The sequence below is a fragment of the Sphingomonas sp. GM_Shp_1 genome (assembly GCF_026540895.1).
Lineage (GTDB): Bacteria > Pseudomonadota > Alphaproteobacteria > Sphingomonadales > Sphingomonadaceae > Sphingomonas.
Genome location: NZ_JALNUR010000005.1, coordinates 122894 through 148514 on the forward strand (window position 1 = coordinate 122894; position 25621 = coordinate 148514).

Annotated in this window: 20 protein-coding genes; 14 read left to right on the forward strand and 6 right to left on the reverse strand. The window is 63.0% G+C overall.

All coding sequences use genetic code 11. The features are described 5' to 3' along the window. Position 1 precedes the first annotated feature (1 nt). Both OXQ33_RS04870 and ribB read left to right on the forward strand, forming a co-directional pair. Positions 2–940, forward strand: coding sequence for a fumarylacetoacetate hydrolase family protein (locus tag OXQ33_RS04870; protein ID WP_267433568.1), 939 nt, complete (start codon positions 2–4; stop codon positions 938–940). Next, on the forward strand, positions 937–2040 hold the full coding sequence (ribB, locus tag OXQ33_RS04875) for a 3,4-dihydroxy-2-butanone-4-phosphate synthase (protein ID WP_267433569.1): 1104 nt from the start codon (positions 937–939) through the stop codon (positions 2038–2040). The genes OXQ33_RS04870 and ribB overlap by 4 nt, the downstream gene beginning before the upstream one ends. A 13-nt stretch (positions 2041–2053) precedes the next feature. Here ribB and OXQ33_RS04880 read toward each other — a convergent pair whose 3' ends face one another. Further along, the gene (locus OXQ33_RS04880) at positions 2054–2929 is read right to left on the reverse strand and encodes a helix-turn-helix domain-containing protein (protein WP_267433591.1); all 876 of its coding nucleotides are present in this window, start codon (positions 2927–2929) and stop codon (positions 2054–2056) included. A 126-nt stretch (positions 2930–3055) separates the two neighbouring features. Here OXQ33_RS04880 and pobA point away from each other — a divergent pair, with 126 nt between their 5' ends. The 5 genes from pobA (at position 3056) to OXQ33_RS04905 (ending at position 9213) form a co-directional block, all read left to right on the forward strand. After that, a complete protein-coding gene (pobA, locus tag OXQ33_RS04885) occupies positions 3056–4243 on the forward strand; it encodes a 4-hydroxybenzoate 3-monooxygenase (RefSeq protein WP_267433570.1) in 1188 nt (395 codons plus the stop codon). Positions 4244–4747: 504 nt separating this feature from the next. Further along, positions 4748–5962: a site-specific integrase gene (locus OXQ33_RS04890; protein WP_267433571.1), complete on the forward strand. Its 1215-nt coding sequence runs from the start codon at positions 4748–4750 to the stop codon at positions 5960–5962. Positions 5963–6761: 799 nt separating this feature from the next. After that, positions 6762–7394: a hypothetical protein gene (locus OXQ33_RS04895; RefSeq protein ID WP_267433572.1), complete on the forward strand. Its 633-nt coding sequence runs from the start codon at positions 6762–6764 to the stop codon at positions 7392–7394. Between the two features lie 149 nt (positions 7395–7543). After that, complete coding sequence (locus OXQ33_RS04900) at positions 7544–8260, forward strand: TauD/TfdA family dioxygenase (RefSeq protein ID WP_267433573.1); 717 nt, start codon at positions 7544–7546, stop codon at positions 8258–8260. Beyond that, positions 8257–9213 carry a hypothetical protein gene (locus tag OXQ33_RS04905; protein ID WP_267433574.1) on the forward strand — a complete coding sequence of 319 codons (957 nt, stop codon included), beginning with the start codon at positions 8257–8259 and terminating at the stop codon, positions 9211–9213. The genes OXQ33_RS04900 and OXQ33_RS04905 overlap by 4 nt, the downstream gene beginning before the upstream one ends. Before the next feature lie 215 nt (positions 9214–9428). On the opposite strand, the gene OXQ33_RS04910 is transcribed toward OXQ33_RS04905, so the two are convergent. Continuing rightward, positions 9429–9758 carry a hypothetical protein gene (locus OXQ33_RS04910; protein WP_267433575.1) on the reverse strand — a complete coding sequence of 110 codons (330 nt, stop codon included), beginning with the start codon at positions 9756–9758 and terminating at the stop codon, positions 9429–9431. 167 nt (positions 9759–9925) lie between these two features. Between OXQ33_RS04910 and OXQ33_RS04915 the strand changes: the two genes are divergently transcribed. Then, positions 9926–10171 carry a hypothetical protein gene (locus OXQ33_RS04915; RefSeq protein WP_267433576.1) on the forward strand — a complete coding sequence of 82 codons (246 nt, stop codon included), beginning with the start codon at positions 9926–9928 and terminating at the stop codon, positions 10169–10171. A gap of 886 nt (positions 10172–11057) precedes the next feature. Then, complete coding sequence (locus OXQ33_RS04920) at positions 11058–17108, forward strand: hypothetical protein (protein ID WP_267433577.1); 6051 nt, start codon at positions 11058–11060, stop codon at positions 17106–17108. A 67-nt stretch (positions 17109–17175) separates the two neighbouring features. Here the strand turns inward: OXQ33_RS04920 and OXQ33_RS04925 are convergent, their stop codons facing one another. Further along, positions 17176–18201, reverse strand: coding sequence for a restriction endonuclease (locus OXQ33_RS04925; protein WP_346015338.1), 1026 nt, complete (start codon positions 18199–18201; stop codon positions 17176–17178). A gap of 424 nt (positions 18202–18625) precedes the next feature. Then, positions 18626–18838: an AlpA family transcriptional regulator gene (locus tag OXQ33_RS04930; RefSeq protein ID WP_267433579.1), complete on the reverse strand. Its 213-nt coding sequence runs from the start codon at positions 18836–18838 to the stop codon at positions 18626–18628. A gap of 475 nt (positions 18839–19313) precedes the next feature. On the opposite strand from OXQ33_RS04930, the gene OXQ33_RS04935 reads away from it, so the two are divergent. From OXQ33_RS04935 to OXQ33_RS04945, 3 genes are all read left to right on the forward strand, one after another. Next, positions 19314–20216 (forward strand): zincin-like metallopeptidase domain-containing protein, encoded by a 903-nt coding sequence (locus tag OXQ33_RS04935; RefSeq protein WP_267433580.1) that lies wholly within the window; start codon positions 19314–19316, stop codon positions 20214–20216. Continuing rightward, positions 20213–20419 (forward strand): sigma-70 region 4 domain-containing protein, encoded by a 207-nt coding sequence (locus OXQ33_RS04940; protein ID WP_267433581.1) that lies wholly within the window; start codon positions 20213–20215, stop codon positions 20417–20419. The genes OXQ33_RS04935 and OXQ33_RS04940 overlap by 4 nt, the downstream gene beginning before the upstream one ends. A 68-nt stretch (positions 20420–20487) precedes the next feature. Next, positions 20488–21387: a nucleotidyltransferase and HEPN domain-containing protein gene (locus OXQ33_RS04945; protein ID WP_267433582.1), complete on the forward strand. Its 900-nt coding sequence runs from the start codon at positions 20488–20490 to the stop codon at positions 21385–21387. Between the two features lie 6 nt (positions 21388–21393). On the opposite strand, the gene OXQ33_RS04950 is transcribed toward OXQ33_RS04945, so the two are convergent. Next, complete coding sequence (locus tag OXQ33_RS04950) at positions 21394–21609, reverse strand: conjugal transfer protein TraD (RefSeq protein ID WP_267433583.1); 216 nt, start codon at positions 21607–21609, stop codon at positions 21394–21396. A gap of 16 nt (positions 21610–21625) precedes the next feature. Beyond that, entirely contained in the window at positions 21626–21949 is a 324-nt protein-coding gene (locus OXQ33_RS04955; RefSeq protein ID WP_267433592.1) for a conjugal transfer protein TraD, read from the reverse strand. A gap of 172 nt (positions 21950–22121) precedes the next feature. On the opposite strand from OXQ33_RS04955, the gene traA reads away from it, so the two are divergent. Together traA and OXQ33_RS04965 are read left to right on the forward strand one after the other, a co-directional pair. After that, positions 22122–24986, forward strand: a complete 2865-nt coding sequence (gene traA, locus OXQ33_RS04960) for a Ti-type conjugative transfer relaxase TraA (protein WP_267433584.1) — start codon at positions 22122–22124, stop codon at positions 24984–24986. A 9-nt stretch (positions 24987–24995) separates the two neighbouring features. Further along, positions 24996–25574, forward strand: coding sequence for a hypothetical protein (locus OXQ33_RS04965; protein WP_267433585.1), 579 nt, complete (start codon positions 24996–24998; stop codon positions 25572–25574). Positions 25575–25621: the final 47 nt, after the last annotated feature.

The following is a 25621-nucleotide window of genomic DNA, read 5'->3' on the forward strand; positions in this document are numbered from 1 at the left end:
CATGCGGCTCGCGACCCGTGACGATGGCAGCCGGGACGGAACCTTGGTCGTCATATCGCGCGACGGCCTGCGTCATCTGCCAGCGGGCGTGTCGTTGCAGGCGGCGCTGGACGATTGGACCCGCCTGGAACCGGCCCTGCGCGAGATGGCCGAACGGGTCGAGCAGGAGGGAGAGGTCCTGGACGTCACCGCGTTGCGGGCGCCCTTGCCGCGCGCATGGCAATGGCTCGATGGTTCGGCCTTCCCGTCGCATGGCGAACTCATGCAGACGGCATTCCACCTCCCGCCGATCGAGACCGACCGACCGCTGATGTATCAGGGCCTGTCGCATCGTTTCCTCTCGGCGACCGAGGACGTGCCCTTGCCCAGCGAGGCGGACGGTATCGACTTCGAGGGCGAGTTCGCGGTGGTGACGGGCGACGTGCCGATGGGCTGCACGCCCGACGCGGCGCTGGGCCATGTCCGCCTCGTCCTGCTGCTCAACGACTGGTCGCTGCGTACCATCGCACCCATTGAGATGAAGACCGGCTTCGGCTGGGTCCAGGCCAAGCCCGCTTGCTCGGTCGCGCCCTTCGCGGTGACGCCTGACGGACTGGGACCGGCCTGGTCCGACGGGCGTGTCGGCCTGCCGCTGACCGTCGAGGTGAACGGGCGCTGGTTCGGGAGCCCGGTCGGGGATCAGATGGCTTATGGCTTTCACGAGCTGATCGCCCATGCCGCGCGGACTAGGGACCTGCCCGCAGGTACGATCATCGGGTCGGGCACGGTGTCGAACGCCGATCATATGCGCGTCGGCTCGACCTGCCTGTCGGAGCGCCGGGCGATCGAGATGATCGCGGGCGGGGCGCCGGTGACGCCCTTCCTGTCCTTCGGCGATCGGGTGACGATGCAGGCGGGGCCGTTGTTCGGCACGATCGACCAGCGCGTCGTCGCGGCGTGACCGCCGCCCATGCCTTCCTTTCCAGCCCCGAAGAGATCATCGACGAGGCGCGAAACGGGCGGATGTTCATCCTGGTCGATGACGAGGATCGGGAGAATGAAGGCGACCTCGTCATCCCCGCGCAGATGGCGACGCCGGACGCGATCAATTTCATGGCGCGGCACGGGTGCGGCCTGATCTGCCTCGCCTTGGCGAACTCGCGCGTCGCGCAACTGGGGCTGGCCCCGATGACGCGGACCAACGGCACGCGGCACGGAACCGCCTTTACCGTTTCGATCGAGGCGAAGGACGGGGTGACCACCGGCATTTCTGCCGCCGACCGCGCCCGCACCATCGCGGTGGCGATCGATGCGGCGCAGGGGTCGGAGGCGATCGTCAGCCCCGGCCATGTCTTCCCGCTGGTCGCGCGCGACGGCGGCGTGCTGGTGCGCGCCGGTCATACCGAGGCGGCGGTCGACGTCGCGCGGCTGGCAGGCCTGAACCCCTCGGGCGTGATCTGCGAGATCATGGACGAGGATGGGACGATGGCGCGGCGTGACCGGTTGATCGCCTTTGCCCAGTTCCATGGATTGAAGATCGGCACGATCCGCGACCTGATCGCCTATCGTCGTCGCCACGACCATCTGGTCGAAAAGCATGCCGAGGCCGAGTTTGACAGCGAATGGGGCGGCCGGTGGCGCGCCATGACCTTCTGGAACAAGGCGACGGGCAGCGAGCAGGTCGCGCTGGTCAAGGGAACCGTCGATCCGGCCCGCCCGACCCTGGTGCGAATGCATGTCCTGTCGCCCTTCACCGACCTGTTCGGCGAGGCCAGCGCGCGCAGCGGCCTGCTGCGCCGGTCGATGGATGCGATCGGTAGGGAAGGGAGCGGCGTGGTCGTGGTCATCAACCGCCCGCGACCCGATGGTCTGACGCTGGCGATCCATGCGCGGGCGGGGGTGCCGGTGCCGGACATGGAGGAGCTGCGCGATTACGGCGTCGGCGCGATGATCCTGAACGAGCTGGGCGTGGGGGAGATGATCCTGCTGACCAACAGCCATCACAGGCTGGTCGGACTGGAGGGGTATGGCCTGCGGGTCGTGGGGGAGCGGGCGATCTGATCCCGCACCGGGCTCAGGCGCTGCCCGACCGGCGATACTGACGCGGCGACATCCCGGCATGGCGGGTGAAGAACCGGGTGAAATAGGCCGGATCGGCAAAGCCGACCGCAAAGCCGACCTCCGCCACCGACAGGTTGGTGTAGAGCAGCGCCCGCTTGGCATCGAGCATCGCGCGCTGATCGAGCATCGCGGCGGGGGACTGGGCGGCGACGCGCGCGCAGGCGACGCGCAACCGGCTTTCGCTGGTGCCCAGCGCTTCGGCATGGACGGCGATCGGCTCGCGCAGGCGGAAGCGTTCGTCGATGCGGGCGCGGAAGCGGGCGACCAAGCTCTGGTGGTGGCCGGGCGCGGCGCGGGTGCTCCCCCGCATCCCGCCCGACGCGCGCAGCGCCTCGACCAGCACGGCGAGCAATGCCGCATCGACCGCCGCGCTATGCCCCGGCGCCGACCAGCCCAGTTCGCGCATCAACCCGGCGATGCCTGCGCCGATCGTCCCGACCGCCGCCTCGTCCGGATAGACCACGCCCGCCCGGTCGAAGACCGCGGCCAGCCCCGGATAGCGGCTTTCGAGCAGCGAAAGATGCCGGACCGACAGCGTGACGACCGCGCCCGCCGTCTCTTGGACCCAGTCGAAGCCATGGACGACCCCCGCCGGCACGATCAGCAGCGCAGGCGCGGTCACCGCCAGACTTTCGCCCTCCGCCCGCATCGTGCCGCCGCCCTGTTCCAGCAGGAAGAGCTGGACCAGATCGGTATGGGCATGCGGCAGGATCGTCCATTCGTTCGGGCGCGAGCGATCGTCGATCCGCTCGGCATGGACGAAGCCGTCCTCCACGGCACGATGCGGCTCGCCATAAAGGTAGAAGCTGGGGATCGCTGCTACGGCCATCATCCATTGTTACCCCAGAGCAACCGGATCGTCCAAATTTTTGTGCGGGGCGTCCATCGTGTGCCGGGGCGGCTGGCGGCATGATCCGATCATAAAGGCGAGCAACGCCGGTTGTGAGAGGATGACATGAGACACCGGACACAGGTGGCAATAATCGGCGCGGGACCGGCGGGTATGTTCCTGTCGCACCTGCTCCGCGCCGAGGGGATCGACGCCGTCGTCATCGAGCGTCGCGATCGGACCTATGTCGAGGGGCGGGTACGGGCGGGCGTTTTGGAACAGGGCACCGTCGCGCTGATGCATCGGCTGGGCATATCGGGGCGACTGGAGCGCGAGGGGCTGGTCCATGGCGGCACCAATGTCGCCCTCGACGGCGATGTCTTTCGGATCGACATGGCGGCGCTGACCGGCGGATCGACCGTCACCGTCTATGGCCAGCAGGAGGTGATGCGCGACCTGTTCGACGCCGCCGTGGATCGCGGGCTTTCGATCGTCTGGAATGCGGAGGACGTGACGCTCTCCGGACTGGACGGCGACCGGCCGAGCGTGAGCTGGCGGTGCGGCAATGTGGAGCAGCGGATCGATTGCGATTTCGTCGTCGGCTGCGACGGATATCACGGCGTCAGCCGCGCGGCGATCCCGGCGCATATCCTGAAAGTCTTCGAGCGGGTCTATCCGTTCGGCTGGCTGGGCGTGCTGGCCGATGTGCCCCCCGCCGATCACGAGCTGATCTATGCCAATCACGAACGCGGCTTCGCGCTCGCCTCGATGCGCTCGCCGACGCGCAGCCGTTATTACATCCAGTGTTCGCTGGACGAGGATCTGGCCGAATGGTCGGACGATCGTTTCTGGGACGAACTCTGCCTGCGCCTGGGGCCGGAGACGGCAGCGAAGGTGACGCGCGGCGCGTCGTTCGAGAAGGCGATCGCGCCGCTCCGCTCCTTCGTCGCCGAGCCGATGCGCTGGGGGCGGCTGTTCCTGGCGGGGGACGCGGCGCATATCGTGCCGCCGACGGGCGCGAAGGGCATGAACCTGGCGGTGTCCGACGTAACCATGCTGGGCGCGGCATTGACCGAACATTATCGCGAGCGGTCGAACGCCGGGATCGATCATTATTCGACGCGCGCGCTGGCGCGGGTGTGGAAGGCGGAGCGCTTTTCCTGGTGGTTCACCTCCGTGACGCACCGTTTCCCGACGATGGACGGCTTCGACCGGCGTATCCAGATGGCCGAACTGGATTATCTGCGCAGCTCGACCGCCGCACAGCGCACGCTCGCAGAAAATTATGTGGGCCTGCCCCTGGAGATGGCATGATGAGCAGGATTTATGGCAGCCCGGCGGCGACGGTCGATCCGGACCATGTGCCCGAGGGCAATGAACGTGACGCTCCAGTGGGAGAGTCGCGCGCTCCGCATCGCGCCCTTATGAGGGCGAGGCGGACCCGGAACTGATCGATGCTGGCGCGATGGTTTCCACCCCAGGATTATCGGCAGACGGCGTGGATGAAGGCGGCCTCACGCTCGGTCACTTGCATGGGCATGGGGGGCAATTTTACGAGCGGAGTAACGGGCTATCTGCGCTGCCGCTTATTCCAATCATATCACACGGCTACAGTCCGTGTCTCGCTAAGCCGCTGAAAAGGCTGGTGACCCCTACGGATAGAGAACAGCTTTAGCAGAGCGTGCCACTTAGTCTCAACGTATTGAGATATAATTGGGTGCTGTGCTGTGATTGTTCATAGCTGTTCCACTGTTATCCCTCGAATTGCAAACAATATGGGGGAAGGCAGGGGGTACAGGATTTGTAGGGAATCCTGACATGCGCTTGACGGTATTGAAGGTGAAAACCCTTGGGCCTGGGCGGCACTTTGATGCACACGGGTTATGTCTTGTCGTGCGGCCTACGGGATCGCGATCCTGGGTGCTGCGGATGCAGTTCAAAGGTCACCGGCGGGATTTCGGCTTGGGGCCTGTTCACGATGTTTCGCTAGCCGAGGCGCGCTGCCGCGCGGCCGAGCTACGCAAGATGGTAAGGGCTGGCCTCGACCCCGTGAAGGAAAGGGGGCTGCGGCGCGCCAAGGTCCCCACCTTCGAGATCGTAGCGCGGCGGTGCTATGAAGCCCTGAGCGGCGGCTGGAAAGATCGGCGGCATGCCTCTTGGCTGTCCAGCCTCGAGAACCATGTGTTTCCCGAAATCGGCACAAAGCGGATCGATGCGATCGGCACCAAGGAAGTGTTGCTGGTGCTCGAGCCGATCTGGCTGACGATCCCAGACACAGCCCGTCGTATCCTGCAGCGGATTGGGGCCATTCTCGATTTCGCGCACATCAAGGGGTACATCCCGGCCGAAGTTTCGCTGCGTTCGGTAACGCGAGGTCTGCCGAGGCAACAGCAGCAGGTAACCCACCGGGCAGCAATGCCATACGCAGATGTCCCCGCCTTCTGGTCGCAGTTAGTGGCTGAAGCGAATAGCGTTGGCCGGGACGCGCTGAAGCTCACGATCCTCACGGCCGTGCGTTCGAACGAGGCGCGGCTTGCGACATGGCGTGAATTTGATCTCGACGGGGCGGTATGGTCGATTCCGGCGTCTCGCATGAAGATGAAGCTACCGCATCTCGTGCCCCTGTCTGAACCGGCGGTAGCTCTTCTTCGCCGCCTGCAGAAAGAGCATGAAGCGCTCGCGACCGGCTCGATTGATGATCAGTATCTTTTCAGTGCCAGAGGCAAGGCACCCATCAGCGATGTTACGATGCTGAAGGCAATCCGCGACGCCAAGATCGACACCATCACGGTTCACGGTTTCAGGAGCAGCTTTGCCGATTGGGCCGCCGAATGCACCAATGTGCCGAAGGAAGTGACTGAGAAGGCGTTGGCGCACCGTATCCCCAATGCAGTCGAAGCTGCTTATCGGCGAACAGACTTCTTCGAAAAGCGCCGGGACCTAATGGCGAAGTGGGCGCAGCACGTATGCTCGGGGCAGCGGGCGACCGCGAAGAAGGTGATAGGACGACCTCGTAAAGCCACCACTCCTTGAAGTTGGAGGGGTTGGCCGGAGCCGTCCTAGTCGCTGGGCACGGCAGCCTTCGACCAAGTCTTGCCATTTTGAAGCCAGCACTTGAATGCCCGCTTATGCAGAAACCTGTCGTTAGCATGCCTCTGAGCGTACGGGCGAAGGCACCTGAATATTCCTCGGAGCCAAACGGTGGGGTCTGCCATCCGCTCACTTGAACAAAGCAGGAGGTTTCTGCTCCCCGCTAAATCCTGAAAGCCGTTACAGATCAGTTTGTTCTTTAACTATTGAACTTCCTAGCCTATAAGCGGAGAAAGCGGGTGATGTGCAACTTTGCTAATGCTCACTGAAGGGTGTGTTATCTATGCCAAGCGTCGTAGGGAAGTTCAGAAAAAAGCCTAGCATACCCGGCGAAGAAAACACGGTCATCTACAATTTCGGAGATGACCCGGAGGATGAGATGACCGAGAAGCAGTATCGGATGGGTTGCTATCATCCGCCCTTCGAAGAATTGCCCTGGACTAACTAGTTCTTCCGTTCGCCACGTGACTTGGGAACAGCAGAATTTTCCCACGATCGTCCGGCAACGGCCTACGAACTTTGGCCATTCGCCAAACTCGTTACGAATAGACGCTAATGATAAAAAGCGTCATTGGCGTGGCGACGGCGGCATGAACGCGGGTCCCATTGGTTCGTCAGGCATATGTCGCGACCCCGAGCAAGAAGATCGGCAAAGGCAAGTTCGGTTAAGGCCCCGCGACGTAGGCGCTGGCGACAGGTCGTCGACAAACCGTCGATTGGGTTTAGGATTGGATAAAGCTGAATGGATCTTGGAAACGCCGCGACTTGGCTAGCTCCTCTCGTCGCATTGACGATTGGGACGGTCACCGCCCTGCTCACCGGTATCAACCTAGTAGTCAGTAAGGAGAACAAGGTCAGCGAATTCAGGCAGGACTGGATTAACGAGCAGCGGAAAGACCTCGCCGCGGCGTTGGCCGCGGCCCAGGCATATCGCGGGGCCAAGGATGACAAGCGAGTGGAGCAGCTCTTGGCCTTCGACGCGGCACAGGCGCGTGTCGAGCTGCGTGAGAATCCGAACAAGGAGGAATGGACCGACGTTCGGGCGGCCCTAGCCCAGCTGAGGAGCGATTTGCTGGACGGCACGCTCGACGACGCCAAGCTTGCTAAGCATCGGGATGCCGTCTTCCAGCATGGGCGCCCGCCCTTGAAAAAGAACTGGACCGTCGTGAAGGACGGTGAAACTTGGTTCAAGTCGTTCAAGATCGCGTATGCGACAGTGATCTCGATATTCATCCTCATTGCCGCTGGATGGATGATCGCGACGGCGTTCCAGATGCGCGGCACCCCCACCCAGCCGGTTCACAAGCTGAAGACCGGCAAACCGACGTTGCCAGCACCTTCGCCGCAACTGCCGGCATCGCCTGCCACGAGATAGGCAGACTGACGTTCGGCAGACCTCGACCATGAAGCGACGCTCGCCGAGCTTACTTCAACGGCAGCTTTTGACAGAACCTGCCGCACGCATGTTACCGGTCTTGGCCAAAACGGGCCGATGCGACATCTCATTTAGCCCTTCTGCAAAATATGAGCTGCGCCTATAACGCACGCACAATGATTTCAGCGGTCGCCATCGACAAACAATCGAGAATGTCCGAATTGCGGATGCTTGTCGACGTGGACGGATATGCGGTGCTCCCAGGCATAGCCGCAGGCCAACCGACCGCTCAGGTTGCGGCGGGACTCGGCGAGATTATGTTATCCTGGGGCGGCAAGCTCGTTCAAGAGCTTACTCCGAAGGCGAATTCTACTCCGAACACCTACAGCGGCTTATTTGGGCTTGACCGCTTTCCTTTTCACACAGATCTAGCTCACTGGCCGATTCCACCGCGATACCTTCTTCTGCGATGCGTCCGCGGGTATGCGGACGTTCCGACGATGATTTTGGACGGTAGGGCCATTGCTTCCGAAATCGGGGGCGAATTGATGGGCCGGGCGCTCGTGAGGCCCCGCCGTCCTCGCTGCGGTGAAGTTCGGATGCTCCGATTGCAGCAGTCAAATGGCGCCGATGAGATCATTCGTTGGGACGCAGAATACCTTAAGCCGGCGAGCCACGTTGGCGAATTGGTCTTCTCCAGCTTTCAAAGCATCGTCGCGGAGGCAACCGCGATCCCTGCCGTCATGGTTGACGATGGCGATGTGGTAATCATTGACAACTGGCGGATGCTCCACGCCAGGCCAGCAATCGCGCCGAATCGAAGGGATCGGAGGCTACAGCGCGTATATCTTAGGAACCTTGCATGAAGCAGATGGTGACGCCTGGTCCGGTTACGACAGCATGGGATCCGCAGGCGCTTTACGACAAGGCGGAACGCTACATCCAACAGGCGCAGGCGCTCGACAAAGATCAGTGGGATTACGCGCTCTGGACCAGCCTGTCGCTCGAGCTGCTCGCGCGGGCAGCCCTTGCCAACGTACATCCGGTGCTTTTGGCAGAGCCTGACAAGCCGGGCTCGAACATTATCAGCGCGTTAGGCTTCGAGCCCGTCGAGAAGAGGTTCGCGCCTAAGTCGATCTCGATTTCCGATGTGTTCCGACGCCTGACGATCTTGCTGCCGGACTTTCAAGCGGATCACGAAAGTTTTGGCATTCAGCACACCGGTCAGCGGAATGCCGAACTGCATTCCGGCGAGTTGGCGTTCGACGGGGTGAAAGGGGCATCCTGGCAGCCCCGCTTCTACGCGACGTGCAAAGCGCTGCTGGGTTCTATGGACCTGACGCTCGAAGGCTTCGTGGGCGCTGAGGAAGCCAAAGCCGCGGAGGATCTGATCGCAGCGGCCGCCGACGAGAGCGCGAAGGCAGTCAAAGGCGACGTTGATGCACACCAGAAGGTGTGGAAGGGCAAGGGCAACGACGAACGCGCGATGCTCACTAAGCAAGCCAAAATATGGGCGAAACGGCAGACCGGGCACCGCGTGGATTGTCCAGCCTGCGGTTCGCCTGCGCTCGTGTCTGGAAGGCCCGTTGCCGCAGCGACGAGAAAGCTTGAGGACGACGTCATTATCGAGAAGCAGGAACACCTCCCAACCCACTTCGAATGCATTGCGTGTGGGCTCAAAATAAACTCTCTCGCAAAGCTGGCGGTCGTCGGACTTGCGGATCGCTACACCAACAAGCAGGAATATGACGCGGCTGAATACTATGCGCCCCCCGAGGACGAGTGGGCGGGGTACGAGGACGACAACAACGAGCCTTGATGCCGTCAGCGCAGTCTGTCTTGATCAAGCTGGCCTGCGAGGCTCGCGTGCCCTCGAACGATCGCTATCATCGCAAGCTAACTTTCAACCTCGGGCGCGTGAATGATACTCTATTGGACTCAGCGACGACCGGCAGGAGTCGACCAGACCCGGTCGTTCATACTTATCGCGCTAGACGTCAGCTTCTGGCGCAAGTCGCCGATCAGCTCTAAGGTTCAACCATTGTTGAAGCGACGTCGAGGAGCGATTTGCGATATTCGGGCAGGGGAAAGGCCAAATTTCAAGGCCGTGTCTTTGCTTTTTTGCCCGCTGGCGATCTCACCACGAATGGCGCTATCGCGTATGTCGTCCATCGACTTCTGAAGCATGTGAATCTGCTCAACTGCCTCGTCGTGCTTCTTTTCAAGCTTATCGATGCGCGCTTCGGCATCCGATTGTCGTTCAGCCAACTTTCGAATGTCATCCTGCATAGCACCTTGAGCTTGCTGCAGAAGGACTTGGGCATCAATTAACAATTGCTGTGTCTTCGCGCCAAACCAGTCCATCGGGGATCTCCGCCGTATCAGAGGCATAATATTAAATTCACTGAACTTTATATCAAGGTGGAATCCGCGGTCAATCCGGCCGGCTCGCCCGGTCAGATTTGCCTTTTCCCGCCTGCTCCGCGATTGCGGGGGTATGCTGCGAAGCCGGTTACGGCTAGGCTCTCTAGATGAGCGATGATCTTCGTAAAAACATGGATATCGTCAGCCAGAGTTCGTTTGGCGACGGCTTCGCAAAAAAGAACGATGGCATAGGTGAAGCGCCCGATCGAGGGTTTGAACCGGACCCCTCGGCCGACCCTGCTGATGTGGCTAAAGCTTGGGCGGAGGTGGCAAAGCGGCTGACACCGGGGGATTGGGCAGCCATCAGCGCAGCCGCGGGGGTGTCTCCCGATATTCTGCTGCCTCGCAAGTAATCCGGTCCCGCTAGCCCCGAGTGGTTGCCCATGGACAATACAAAATTCTATTTTTGTTTCCGACAAAGCCACCCCAAGCCGCCAGGCGCTTGGATATCCCAAGGCCCATACGCAATTTATGAGCAAGCAAAAGATGCTCGAGAAAGAGCGAAGGCGTGGGATGCCGGCGTCGTGCTTCCCTTCTCAGCCGATTCCGACGAAGAAGCTCGAAAGCGATGCAATAATTGGTTCTAGAAGCGGCAAGCGAACGGACGGCGAACGCCACATTTAATCGTAACTTACCAAGCCTTCTCTGTTTGGTCGGGGAACTAGAAACCAGTCTCAAGCCTCTGTCATAGGCTGCTCCAACACAGGAAAATTATCGCACTCTTCTATTGACCCAGACGGCTGTTCATGCCCCTTTGGTAAGGGGAGAGGCTTCGGCAGTCCGCTCTTATCGGAAGCTGACCCTTTTTGTTTGGCTGGCGAACGACAGTCAAGTCCAATGACCTTCCGGTCACTGTCAACCAAAGGTGGTCGTTCGGCTCAGCTGCCGCGAATGTCTGCTACTGATAGAAGCTGCCTATATACCGCTCCGTTAGGAAAGCGCCCGCAATTTGGATAATTCAACAGCAGCGGCATCAATTCTACGAGCAGACATTCCCGCAAAGATATCAACTGATCGCTTACCGGCTTCCATTTCTCGGCTCTTGTCGACGAATTTGGGGTGATAAGAAGCGGGCACCTCATCACAAACTATTTCAACGCTCCCGACGCATGGGCTTGCTTTTCTCGCGTCGCATCAAGCAGATGGGACGATGTTTCTTGGAGCTAAACTTCCCGGCAATTCACGGTCGTGCAATGGCCGGAGGATCGGCAATCGCGGCGGCACGTCTGGACGCGACTGATGGACCAGCCACCCGATATCGATCTGCCTCAACAGGAGACGCGTCCACCCCGGCTTGAAGGCTGGGACTGGCAGCAGCTCGAACGTCTGACCGAAGCTTTGCTAAACCACGAACCGAACGTGGTGACGGCAACTCAATATGGCACTCCCGGCCAAACGCAGTTCGGGATCGATACTAAGGCCGATTTGAGGGGCGGGGGCTGCGATGTCGCCTCCTGCAAGGCGTATATCGAGATCAAGAAGGGCGACCTCGCCAAATGGTCGACGGCTTTTCTCGATCACTGGACGGGCAAGTGGCAGGCCAAGGGCGTCAAGCGCTTCATCCTTACGACCACCGCGCCTATCGCGCCAACGCACGTCAGCGATGAGGCCGACACCGAACGCGAAAGGTTTAGCGCGATCGGCGTCGATTATGAACTGTGGGGGCAAACCCAGCTGATCGAGCGGATGCGGCCGCACCGCGGCATCGTCGCGACCTACCTCGGCACCTTTTGGGTCGACATCATCTGCGGACCTCAGCAGCGCGAGGCACTGCAATCGGTCGGATCGTCGGTCGGCACGCAGCCGGTTGGCGCCAGTCAGATCGCCGAATTGCGGGCGCTGCTGTCGGGCGAGGCCGAGCAGAAGGTTGCTCGTGCGCTCGACGACTTACGCGCCGGCGATCTCGGTGCGGTCGAACGCTCGCTCGCCGAGCTGCGCGCGGAACCGCTCTGGTCGCAGCTCGATCCCGGCGCCCAGGCCCGCGTCCTGCGCTTCGCCGCCTCGGCGGCGCTGCATCGCGACGACCTTGACGGCGCTGCCACACTCGATGCCGAAGCGACCGCGATCCAACCGGCGGCCGAACCCCGTATCGCCGCTCGGATCGCGATGCAGCGTGGGGGCACCACTGCCGGGCTTGCCGTGCTCGGCACGCCATCGACACGCGACGGACGCCAGCTGCAGACGGCTCTCCTGCTATCGAGCGGCAATGTCGATGGGGCGGAAGAGGTGCTCGCCATCCTCGCGAGCGACGAGCTCGATCCGGAAACCGTCCGACTGCAAGCCTGGGCGCTGCTCATGCGTAACAAGCGCGTCGAAGCACTCGCTTTGGTCGAGCAACTCGAACGCGAGGCCGGGCACTGGACCGCGACGATCCGCACCGTCGCGATCGCCCGTTACGCTGCGGCCTTGTCGCCGGTCCTTGCGCCTGAATGGTTCCTCAACGCGAGCCCGGTTGATTTCGATCTCGTCCGCGACGACGACGAGGCTCATGACTGGCTGGTGGGGGCCACGCAGGGTTTCCAGTCGCTCGTCGATCGAGTCGGCGACCGCGGCGATCGCCATTGGCTGCTTGCCGCTCTGTCAAACCAGCTCGACCGGCGCGAGGATGCCGAGACGCTGGCTCGGACGCTGATCGCCGAGGATTCCGGCGATCCGGTGCCGATCGCCTGGTCGTTGTCGCGTCGCTTCAATGTGGATCTTGCGGAGAGCCGGCGCCGCTATGCCAATATCTATGCCGAGGGCACGACCGAACAGATCGATGTTCGCATTCACGCACTCCTGCTGGTTTCCGGGGGCGATGCCCGGTCGGCGCGGGCCGCCCTCGAGGCTCATCTCGACGCGCAGTCCGGCGAGGCGCACACCGAGGCCGAGACTTGGATCGCGCGGCTCGCCGCAGACGCAAGCGAGGACGATACGGGCACGCCGGTGCCGGCGACCGATACGTTCGTCGACGATATTCAGGCCGCACGCGCCAGCAATGACTGGTCGGGCGTCGAGGCTGGGTTCAACGTCTTGGCGGAAGGTGGGCACCCACAGACGCTTGCCGCCGCACAGCTGATTGCCGCCGAAGGTCAATGGGCGATCCTGCAGCCGCACCGCGATACGATCCTGGCGTTCGCGACCGCCGAGGCGGTGCGGATCGTCGCCTATCTAGTTGCCTCAACGGGCGTTGAGGGTGAACTCGTCACCTTTGTCGAAGAACATCGTCACGTCTTCCGCAATGGCGCACCACCGCCGGACGTGCGGCGCCTCATCGCCGATCAGCAGCAGCGCGCCGGCGACTTGGTCGGCGCGCTCGAAACCGCGCGGGCGCTCAGCGCCGAATCCGGCGCTGCGGTCGACCGCCACCTCGAAGCCCGACTCCGCGCCAGCATTGGTGACACCGGGGGTGCCGCGCGGATCGTGCGCGACCTTATGCGGAGCGCCGACCTTGCGCCTGATGCCGCTATGGTCTGGGTCGAGACCTTGCGGGCCAGCGACATGGCGCTTGCCCGGGAATTATGGCGCTTCGCGGTCGCCCGCGACGGGCAGCGCAAGCTTGCCGTCTCGGCCTATATTCAGGCCTTCTCGCTCGGCCTGGAAAGAGAAGCCGCGCCGTTCCACCTCGACGTTGCGCGCGCAGCGGAAGATGGTACCGGCTCGATCCGCACATTCGATGTTGCCGACCTGCCCGACTTCATTGCGTCGCAGAATGCCACCGCTGAGGAGCATTGGGCTCTCTATCTCGACGGCCGCATCCCCGCGCATTTGCTTGCCGAGAACCAGAATGTGACACTCGACGCGTTGCTGCTCGAGTCACCCAACAGCGAGCGCGGACCACTCAAGTTGCGCCTATGGCGCAATGGCGCACGCCCTCGCCATCTCGATGTTGGGTTGCCCTGGTCTCGGTGGCGCTTGCACATGGACATCTCGGCGTTGCTCGTCGCTGCGCACGCCGACCTCCTCGATATCGTTGAGCGTCATCCCAACCCAATACGTATATCGCCTGCGGTGCCCGCGGCGCTAGTCGACATGCATCGGCGTGTTGCGCCGAGTCAGCCAACCCGGCTCGCCCTCTTGCGCCGGCTGACCGACATGGTCGGCAATAGTCTAGCCGAGCGAGCGCGCAGGGATACCGATCGCGTCGTCGCGTTGCGCGACACCGACGGCAATCGGGATATAGATTTTGACGTGCGGCAGCTGGTCGATGCCGCCTTTGCCGCAGGCGTGATCGACGAGACCATGGTCATGCAGGCGCGCGCTGCGATGGCGGCACCAGACACAGAGTCCGGCGAAGTGCTCACACCGTTGGTCGCGGGCGAAGGCCTGTGGCTCGCGGGCGCGGCCGCGGAGCAACTGCTCGAAATCGATATCCTTCCAGCCCTGTGTCTCGGTTTCGATATCGCAATCGATCCCACGGTCGCGCGCGGGATTCGCCAATATGCTGCCGCCGAAGAAGCCAAGGCGACGCGGGCCGCGTTCCTGGATAACTTGCGCGAGCGCATCCGCCTCGGCATCGAGGCCGGCCGTTACGAACTGATCCGGCGCCATGCCGATCGCGAGATCGACACGCTTAATACCCGCAATCCAACAACCCTGTGCCTCATCGACCTGCTCAACGCCGAGGAGATCGACGGGGCCGTATCATGGTATCAGGACCGCAATCTCACCGGCTATCCTGCCAATCGCACGCATGTCATTGTCGAGCTGCTCGACGTCCTCGACGCGCTCGTTGCCGATGGCGTGCTGAGCGAAGCCGACGCGCGCGCACGGCTGAGCCGGTTGCTCGGACAGGGGGCGGGGCTGAACCAGCTCGAAACCGCCGACGTGATCCCGGCGATCCTTGCCGCTCCGGTGGTCGATGGCACGCTGCGCGAAACGCCAGCGCTCCGCGCGCTGCGCCGCAACCGAGCGGCGCAGCGGCTGATGGACGCGCGGCTGAAGGTCGGCGGAGGCGACGATCCAGACGATCGCCGGCCCGACGAAACCCGCCTCGTTCTCGCCGACATGAAGCTCGCAGAGGAATGCCTCGCGGCGATCTGGTCGGACCCCACGCAGACGGCGGAGACCTGCGTCGCGCGGTCCGAATGGGTGTGGGCGACCCTGCGGATCGAACGGTCGCTCCGCGCTATCCCCGAGGAGAAGCCCGGTGACTCGGCGAGCATGCTCGCCTCGCTTTGCTTCCAGTCTGCTGTCGAGACGCTGGCGTTCCCGAGCGACTTGCCGCCGGGTCTGCGCCGAGTGCGGCGGCGCACCTTCTCCAATTGGTTCTGGCTGTCAGCCCTTGCGCCCCATCAGAAGGGCGATCCCGACATCCTCGAACGCATCGCCGATCACATCGAGGCGCTCTATCTGCCGCGGCTGACGGGCCGTGATCCGACCGCCACGCGACCGGGTCTCGAACTTCGGTTGTTCAAGCTGCGCGCAGCGGCCTTGCCGCAGCCGCTGTTGAGCGCGCTCGCAACACGCCCGATCGGCGCCTATCTCGGCCTGCGCTCGGACGAAGTCGTCACCATTCGTGACAAACGGTTTGAAGCCGATCGCTTTTGGCGCGCGGTGCGGACCGCGAGGTGTTATGGCCCGACCAATGTCCGCACCCGCGACGGCAGGAAGTGCCGGATCGTGCGCACTGACAATGGCGTTGCGATCAGCGGTGGGGTCCGCGCCCGGCTCGCCGATACCCTCTGCAGCCTGTTCGATCCGCAGGTGCGTCCGCTCGATCGCTACGATCAGTTGCTCGCTGAGCTCGAACTCACGCCTGCTGATCTTGAGAAATTTGCGGCCGACGGTCGCGCGGCACGCACCCCCAATCGCTTGATCAGCGCGCTGATCTCAGCACGCAAGCGCAGCGCCAAAGCGGTCTATGTCGACCTCGACGCGGCTTTTCAGCCCAAACTGCGGATCTCGCTCGGCGCGTTTTTCCCGCCGCCTGCAAGCGCCCTGCTGAACTACCTGCGGATCGAGCCTGGCGACGCGCCGTTCACCGACCGGCTGAGCGCAGCGGCAGCGCGGCTGGTCGGCGACGTCGGTTCGGTCATGGCGTTGCGCCGGCTGAGCGGTCTGCCGATCGCGGGTCTGCTCGATCTGTGCGACTTTGCGCTCACCCCCGACATCCAAGCCGAGCTCGATCACGCGGTAACGCCGGTCGCACTTTATCGGCAGACCGAGATCGCTTTGCCGACTGTTGCGGACGCCGCGGCGCGGCAGGCGCTGCTCAGCTCGCTGATCGCGAAGGTTCGCGTGGCAGGGCCGTCCTTCTCCGCCATCCTGCGCTGGACGGTGCGGGCGTTTTGGCAGGATCAGGAGTTCCGGGCGCTGGGTATGGCGGATCGTCTGGTGTTGACCTGGGTCCATGCCAATCGCCTCCTCGACACGTTCCTGCGGCGGCGGGCCGATCCGTACCTCTTGACCTGCTTTTTCTCCGAAGGGCATTTCGACGAGAATATCGCCGATCGCATCAACATCGAACGCTTCGGTGATCGCGACGCGGCATCATCAAGCGCGATGACCGCGGACGCTTTGCTGTTCCACATGATCGGCGCGCTGATCGGCGATGCGCCGGTGGCTGATTTTATCGATGACGCCGAACTAGAGAAGCTCGTTGCGGGGTTCCGCGTGGTAGAAGTGGGAGAGCCTCTGGCAATACCTGCGCTGATCCTGCGTAATTTCACCGGCCAGAATTTGCTCGGCAGCTTCCTGACCGCGCATGCCCCGGCACTTGACGCGCTGATCGGCGATCCGATGGCGAAGCGGGAAAGCCTGGGCGATGACGCGATCCGCAACATCCGGGCCAATTTCGAGGACGGCCTCGCCTGGTCGGTGCTGATGCAGCATTCCAGGACCGGTCTGTCGCCAGCGCAAGAGGCAGTCGCGCAGGACTTGGTACGGACGATCGATCTCGACGGGCTGACCTTTGGGCCACGCGATGGATTGCCGGTGCCGCGGGCGATGATCCGCACGATCGGGCTGTTGTTGCCGCAAGCCGAGCACGGTCGAGCGCTCGACGTGATCCGGGCGCTGGCGCGGCAGGCGGCCTTGTCGGGTGTTTCTACGGCCCTCACCAATGACACCGAGGAGGGCAGTCCGCTCGATCCCGTGCATGAGATACTCGAACTCGCCGCGTGCTACGCCGGGATCGAGGAAGCGGGGGCCTTCGAACGGTTCGAGGACGGGATGGTCGCCGCGGTCGAGGAATGGCCGGCAGCGGTGACGACGTTGCGCCAACTCGTCGATCGGCTGATCCGCAGCAATGGTGTGATCCACGCCGAAGCGCTCTGGCGGCTCTATCTTTATCTCAACGCGTGCCCTTGAAGAATGGCGAGGAGCGGTGCGGTCAGATCGAGGTTTAGCAAGGTACCCTTTTGTTCGTTTCTGTCTGCTATGGACTGAGCGTGCGGAAAAACTCTTCAAGCTGCGCTTCGATCACGTTAAACGGCTCTTCGCCATTCTCGCGCATCTCGAGCATCCCGATGAGGTCGGCCGCTGTCAGGAAAACGATCATCTTCTGCTGCTCTAGCCAGGCCCGGCGCCGTTGAATAATCGCCTGAGGCGCTGGCCCCTCGCGCGACACCAGCAAACCAAATTGCCGCTTCGCCGGGATCCAGAGATACTGCTGGATGGACTCGACCTGCTTTGGGCCAATCGGCTTCGTGTAGTTCTTATACTCAGCGACAGCAAAGCGCGTTCCGTACTCAGCGCGCACCAGCGCCCATGGCGGGCTTCCGCTACGGATCGGGAAGATTGCGTCCATAATGTCGAGGCCATCGTCGCTACGCGTCTGCTGATCCGGCGGCCCTAGATCAGGCTTGAAGATTTCGGTCAGGATCTCGGTCCCCCAATCCTCGAATTTGCTCCAATCGTCCTTGCCTGCCTTGATGGCGTCAAGACGGTCTTCGAATTGCGCGAAAACCGGGCGCGGGGGCGGGGGCGAGGCCGCTGCCATCATCATCTGGAGCGACTGCGATGCCGCTACGCTCGAGAACGCAGCTTGCGCGACATCTGGAAAGCGCTGCAGGAGGTGCCTAAGGTCGTCTCCTGTCCATACGTCCAGTCCATCCTGCTTCTCTATAGCTTGCCGCGCCCGCGGGGACAGGTCGCCGGACACGACCAACAGACCCTTGGTATCGGGCATCTGGACCCTCGCGCGAGCTACGTCGCTGGCAAACTGGTTCACGATCGCACTCGGGATCGGTTGCCTATAGTTTTTTACTTCGACGATTATGCGTTCGCCGGTGGATGATACTAGTTCGAAGTCCGGGGCGTTTTGGCCCGGCCGCGCTTGTGCGGTTATAGACAACCCGGATCGTGAGAGCAGCGCGCCCACTAGAAGCTCGAAATCCTGATAATTGAGTGCTTTGAAGTCAAAGGGCTCGCCACTCGATGCTAGATTCGACAATCGCACCACTCCGTTGCAGCGCCAAGCACTGAGCTAAGCGGTAGGGCTACCACCTCATCGCTTTAATGATCAATTCCAAACGCTGCCGTTCAATGTGCAAATGACTGATCTGCCACGGGGAAACGTAGACATCGACGCTGTGGTCGCCGGGCTTGAAGAGCGGCCAAACCCGACCATATCGCCGCCTGCCTTAGTCGAGTCCGCTATCGCTGGCTGCCGTCCGAAAGCCGTCAGTCCGCTTGATCGGACTGACAGTTGAACGTCAGCTTCTGACAACAGTCGCCGTTCTACGTGTAGCATGAGAACGTCCGAAAAGTCCCACTTCACGTCATTTGGGATGACGACGCATCTTCGAAATCCAAGCGTTTAGGGCGGCGAATTTCCAGGTAGGTTCCGCAACCGAGTTGGAACGCTGCGATGGGTCGCGACGCGCTTATCCGGCAGGATGATCATCGACGTGGTAGAACATAGGGTTGCGCAGCCATTCCTCGACGGCTGAGGCACGCCAGCCCACGCAGCGGGTGCTGAGCTGGATGTTCTTCGGAAAGGTGCCGTTGGCCATCTTGCGGTAGAGGGTGGAGCGGCAAAGCCCTGTCTGATCGAGGACGGCCTTTAAACGCAAGATGCGGTCGGGGTTGGTGGTCATGGCATCACCTCGCGGTTCTTCGGAAGGGAGCCGGTAAGGTCCTGCTTTTCCATGATGGGCAGGAGAGCTTCGCTGGGGTCCTGACGACACTGTCGAGGGACATCCAGACAGCAGAGTGCTGCCGTCTCCTGCGATACCGCAGGACCGGGCTCTACGCCGCTGGCGCGGCGCCGAGCCGTTCCGTCTCGGCCCATATGGGTTGAGATCCCTGACGGGTGACGGTGCGCATGGCGCACCGTCAGCGGACAGCATGGGGTGCCCCCACGCTGGTGTACGCGCCGGGCGCGTCTGGCGAGGGTGGGCGTCACGGCCCTGTAGTTCCGCCGCGGCGTCCTGCAACCGGCTGCGCCGGTCCTCCACGATGTTTCGGCCCTTCGGGTGCAGCCCGCCTCATCTGACGGGACTGTCGGTCCGCTCCTGCCGCCCACCCCCGCCATTCCGGCCGGGCTGCGGTGGTTTGGAAGGAGTGAGGATCATGTCCAGGACCATCAACCAACGTCAGACCCTCTATGCCGAGGTGACGGCCCGTGTGATTGCCGAACTGGAGGAAGGGCGGCTGCCTTGGGTGCAGCCTTGGGACAGCGCGGCTTGTGCCTGCACCATGCCAGCAAATGGCGTGACCGGGCGGCGCTATTCCGGGATCAACGTCCTGATCCTGTGGGCCAGGGTCATCGAGGGCGGCTACCGCTCACAGCGCTGGCTGACCTACCGGCAAGCCCAAGCGGCGGGCGGCAATGTGCGTAAGGGCGAGCGCGGTACGACCGTCTGTTATGCCGATCGCTTCACACCGAAGGGCAAGGATGACAGCTCCCGCGATGACGAGCAGGAGGCACGCACGATCGCGTTCCTCAAGCGCTTCACCGTCTTCAACATCGACCAGTGCGAAGGCCTGCCCGACGCGCTGACCCGAGCGCCGGAGGTTCGGCCTGAGATCGAAATCCTGCCCGAGGTCGCAGCCCTCATCGACGCCAGCGGCGCGGATGTGCGGATCGGCGGCGACCGTGCCTATTACCATCCGGCTGGCGACTATGTCGCGGTGCCGCCGGTTGCGGCCTTTCATCAACCGATCAACTGGTACCGCACCGCGCTCCACGAGCTCGGCCATTGGACCGGGCATCCAACACGCCTGGACCGCGACCAGACAGGCGCCTTCGGCAGCGCCAATTATGCGCGCGAAGAGCTTGTCGCCGAGATGGCAAGCGCTTTTGCCTGTGCGTCGCTGTCGATCAAACCGACGGTGCGCCATGCCGACTATATTGGGTCGTGGCTCGAGGTGCTGCGCAACGACGACAAGGCGATCTTCCGCGCTGCGAGCGCGGCCAGCAAGGCGGCGGATTATTTGCTCGGCTTTGCAGCGGATGAGGGGCAGCCTTCATGACGCGCGATCACCACTTCCAGGCGCGGTTTCGCGTCTGGAACGCGCTGCCCCTTCGCGATCGTCAAATCTTCGCCAGCGTGCGGATCGACGGGCTGGATTACGACGAAGCGGCGCGCCGCCATGGCTGCACGGCGCAGGACGTCGAGCACGTTATCGTGCGCGTCCTCATCGCCCTTATGGATGCGGATGATGCCCCGCCATGAGGTGAGCGCCGGCATCGCATGAGTACAAAGGATGTACGCATCCGTAACGGTTCGCTAGGAATAGCATCATGCGCGACGACGTTGCTCATCTGCCGGACAAGAAGCGCCGCGATCTCGACCGGATCGTGGAAGTGCTGTTCGCGGAGTTCGAGCAGGCAACATCGCTGTCGACACAGAAGTGGCGCCGGCAGGGCCGCATCCTCAAGGTCATCCTCTACGGCTCCTACGCACGCGGTGATTGGGTCGATGATCCGATCGGCGGCTATCAGTCGGACTATGACATCCTCGTCGTGGTCAGCGACGAACGGCTGACCGAGCCGGGCGAGTTCTGGGCCAAGGCCGACGACCAGTTCGTCCGCGAGGTGACGATCTCCAAGCGCATCTCGGCGCCGGTCAGCTTCATCGTCCACAGCCTCGCCGACGTGAACAACCAACTGACACAGGGGCGGCCGTTCTTCATCGATGCGATCGAGCAGGGCATCGCCTTATATGAGGTCGAAGACTACCCCTTCGTCACGCCACAGCCGCTCGATCCCAAAGCGGAGTTGGCGGAAGCGCGGAAGCACTTCGATCAGTGGTTTCCAAACGCCGGTAAGCGCTTCGAAAGCGCGCGGTTTCTAATCAGCAAAGGCTACGGAAATCAGGCCGCCTTCGACCTGCACCAGACCACGGAACAGCTGTACCACTGCCTGCTGCTGACCCTGACGCTGTACAGCCCGAAGTCGCACAAGCTGAATTTCCTGCGCAGCCAGGCCGAGCCGCTCGTGCATGAGCTCATCGCTGTCTGGCCGCGCGATACCAAGTTTGCCCAGCGCTGTTTCGAGCTGCTCCGCCAAGCCTATGTCAACGCGCGCTACTCGCCGCACTACAAGGTGACGCCGGCCGAACTCGAATGGCTGGCCGAGCGGGTCGAGTTGCTCCAGCAGATCGTCAAAGAGACTTGCGAAAAGCGGCTCGCGCAAGCCTGACGTCCATCAGCCCGCGCTCGCATCGTCGGCAAAGGCCCGCCGCCCACGCCGCGTCCAGATCAACCGGTAGCGATCGCCATCTTCGCCGCGCAGTCTGCTCGCCACATCGACAAGCGCGCCATAGATCAGCGCACGGTCGTCGTCGGTCAGATCGATGAGGCCAGCCTTGGCAATCAGACCGCCCAGCTCGATCAGCTGGCGGGTGCGTTCGCGGCGCTTCACCTGCCAATCGCGCGTGTCACGCCGCGCTCGACGAAGCTGAAGCCAGGCGCACAGAGCTGCTGTCCGTCGGTTGGCGGCTGTCGTGATGGTGAGCGCTTTGGCGTGCGCCGGATTTCGCGCGAAAGAACGCCGCCCCGCGCGCGTGCTGCGCCTCCTTTGTGGGCTCGTCTGTTGCCTCCGCCGCCAGCAACAACGCCCCCACCAGTTGTTCCATCGACAGCGCATCAGCACCGGTCGCGATGACCAACTCGCCCAGCTGCTCGCGCTTGCGGGCTTTCAGCTGTCTCGCCTTGTCATCGAGCGCCTTGAGCTCGGCATCATAGTCGCGGGGTTTGCGCATGCGGTCATCCTTTCGTTGTACGATAAGGATGACCCAGTTATCGGGGCGTTCGATCAGCTGCAATGCGCCGGGATGACTTGGGACGACCGCTTCCCGAGACAGATGAAATCTTCGAAGGGCGCGCTTATACGTCGTGCCGACGTCGCTTGTTTGGTGTAAATGGATCGCCGCCATGGCGATCTACCATTTCTCCGCCAAGATCATCTCGCGCGCCAACGGCTCGTCGGCGCTGGCGGCAGCGGCCTATCGCTCCGCCTCGCGGCTGCACGATCAGCGGCTCGATCGCCACCATGACTTCTCCAACAAGGCCGGCGTCGTTCATTCCGAGGTGCTGCTGCCCGATGGCGCGCGCGAGGCGTGGCGAGACCGGGAAGCGCTGTGGAATGCGGTTGAGGCCGTCGAGGTCCGGAAGGACGCGCAGCTCGCCCGCGAAGTCGAGTTCGCCATCCCGCGCGAACTCGACCAAGCAGAGGGCATTCGGCTAGCTCGCGACTTTGTCGAACGGGAGTTTGTCGCGTGCGGCATGGTCGCCGATCTCAACGTGCATTGGGATGTCGGCGCAGACGGCGAGCCCAAGCCCCATGCCCATGTCATGCTGGGCCTTCGCGAAGTGAACGAGGAGGGTTTTGGCAAGAAGAACCGCGACTGGAACCGCACCGATCTGCTCGAGACCTGGCGCGAGCGCTGGGCAGGTCATGTGAATGCCAGGCTGGCCGAACTCGACATCGATGCGCGGGTCGATCACCGCAGCCTGGAAGCGCAAGGTATCGACCTCGAGCCCCAGCACAAGATCGGCCCCGCCGCATCACGCATGGTCGAGCAGGGGCTCAGAAGCGAGCGGCTCGATGAGCATCACGCCATTGCCCGCGCCAATGGCGAGAAGATCCTCGCCAATCCAACGGTCGCGCTGGATGCGATCACCCGCACCCAGGCGACCTTCACCACCCGCGACCTGGCGATGTTCGTCCATCGCCACAGCGAGGGAAAGGAGCAGTTCGACCAGGTAATGGCTGCGGTCCGCGCCTCCCCCGAACTGGTCAAGCTCGGCAAGGATGGACGGGGGCAAGAGCGCTTCACCAGCCGCGACATGATCGACACCGAAGCGCGGCTGCAGCGCGCCACGGTGAAGCTCGAAGTCAGCCGTCGCCACGGGCTAGATGACCAGCATCGCAAGCTGGCGCTCGTGCGTGCGGAGATGCGCGGGCTGACCCTGTCGCCTGAGCAGCGCAGCGCCCTTGACCATGTCACTAGCGGCCGGGGTCTGGGTGTTGTCGTCGGCTATGCTGGGACTGGCAAGTCGGCAATGCTCGGCGTCGCGCGTGAGGCCTGGGAGAGCGCGGGGTATCAGGTTCAGGGACTGGCGCTGTCGGGCATTGCGGCCGAGAATCTTGAAAGCGGCTCGGGCATTGTATCGCGCACCATCGCCAGCCTCGAGCATCGATGGGGGCAGGGGCGGGAGCTCCTGACCGACAAGTCGATCCTCGTCATCGACGAGGCGGGCATGATCGGCACGCACCAGCTCGAGCGGGTGATTGCAGAAGCCGAGAAGCGCGGCGCCAAGGTCGTGCTGGTCGGCGACCCCGCACAGCTCCAGGCGATCGAAGCGGGTGCTGCTTTCCGCAGCGTCGCCGAGCGCCATGGCAGTATCGAGATCACCGACATTCGCCGCCAGCGCGAGGACTGGCAACGCACAGCGACGCGCCAGCTTGCCACCGAGCGCACTGGGGAAGCGCTTGGCGCATACCAGCAGCATGATGCGATCCATGTCGCCGAGACCCGCGAGGCGGCACGGGTCGATCTGATCGATCGTTGGGACCGGCAACGCCAGGCTGAACCCGATGCCAGCCGGATCATCCTTACCCACACCAATGACGAGGTGGCGCTGCTCAACCAGGCGGCGCGCGGGCAACTGCGGGCGCGGGACGAACTTGGCGACGATGTCACCCTGCAGGTCGAGAAGGGCGAGCGTCCCTTTGCCGCCGGTGATCGGGTGATGTTCGGGCGCAACGAGCGCAGCCTTGGCGTCAAGAATGGATCGCTGGGTCGCATCGAGAGCGTCACCGCGACCCGAATGGCGGTGATGCTCGACAACGGTGCGCACGTGTCCTTCGATCTTAAGGATTATGCGGCTGTCGATCATGGCTATGCCGCCACCATCCACAAGGCGCAGGGCATGACCGTCGACCGGGTGCATGTGCTGGCGACACCGGGGCTCGACCGGCACGCTGCCTATGTCGCGCTCTCGCGGCACCGCGACGGTGTCGATCTCCACTATGGCCGCGACGATTTTGCCGACTATGACCGGCTTGCCGCCACGCTGTCGCGCGAGCGGGGCAAGGACATGGCGTCCGATTACCCGGCCGCGGACAAATCGGCCGAGGTTGCGGTGTCAAAGCCACGCGACCGATTTGCCGGCCTCAAGCTCACCCGGGTCGCCCGCGACGAGGTTGTGCGATCTCCGCTCGACCAGGCGGTCGAGAAGGTGGGCCGAGCGGTTGCCGATATCACGAGAAGCCGTCGACAAGGCTTCGAGCCGCTCCCCCACCAGCAGGCCGCTCTCGATGCGGCGGTCTCGGGGTTGAAGGCGGTTCGCCCAGACGGTGTTCGCGACATTCGCGCTGTCTTCAACGCCGACCAGGGGCTCATCGAGGAGGCCGCCAAGGGAAGAACGACGCAGGTTGTCCGCGCGATGATGATGGAAGCGGAGATGCGCGATCAGCGCGCCGCTCGCGCATTGGCGCTGGAAGAAAAGATGAGCAGCGATCGCGCTCTTCGTGCCGACCGGTTCGTCGAGGACTGGACGAGACACGCCAGGCGCGCGGCGGCGTTCGACCGGAATGGCGAGCGCTGGCGCGGCGATGAGGTTCGCGAGGCGATGACCGGCATGGCCAAGACCCTCGCGCGCGACCCCCAGCTCGAGTCGCTGCTACGAAACCGCGTCAAGGAACTCGGAATCCGCTCCTCCGGCGGAGCTTCGTTGTCCCACGATCTCCAGAACTGGCTCGGCCTCTCGCGGGGCCGCGGCCTGGGGCGGTAGGCTGTAACCATGACCCAGCCCACCAATGAACCTACCGGCGAGACCACGCTCGCCTTCGAAGATCTTCGCGCCGAGATCAGCCTGCTGCGACGAGCCGTGGAAGGCCTCACTGCTGCACGCGAACACATGCCGGACTATACGCCGACGCTTGGATCGATGATGGCGCAGCTGAAAACGACGCAGGAAGCCCTGCAGCGGATCGAGCGCAGTCCCGCCGTCGCGCTGACGCCTGTCGCACTCACCAAAGAGATCGTGCAGGCGGCCACGAACGCCAGGGCCGAAGATGCCCGCAAGCTCGATGAAGCACGTGACACCATCGCACGATCGATCGGGCGGATTGATGGCATCGTCGAGCGCGGGCAGTCGGTGGAGGGCCAGTCTCGTCTGCTCCGCCGGAGCTGCGCAGCAACGGCCATGGCGACAATACTGCTTTGGTCGATCCTGCCCGGCGCGATTGCCCGGTCGCTTCCCGCTAGCTGGCATGTGCCTGAGTGGATGGCAGCCAGGATCGTCGGATCGGAAACGGTCAATACTGGCGAAGACGGCAAAATGGTGACCAGCCCTGAAACGCAGCTGAAATGCCAGTAACAGGCTAAATCCTAAAGTTCGCCGGATTGACGGTAATCCTGATGGCC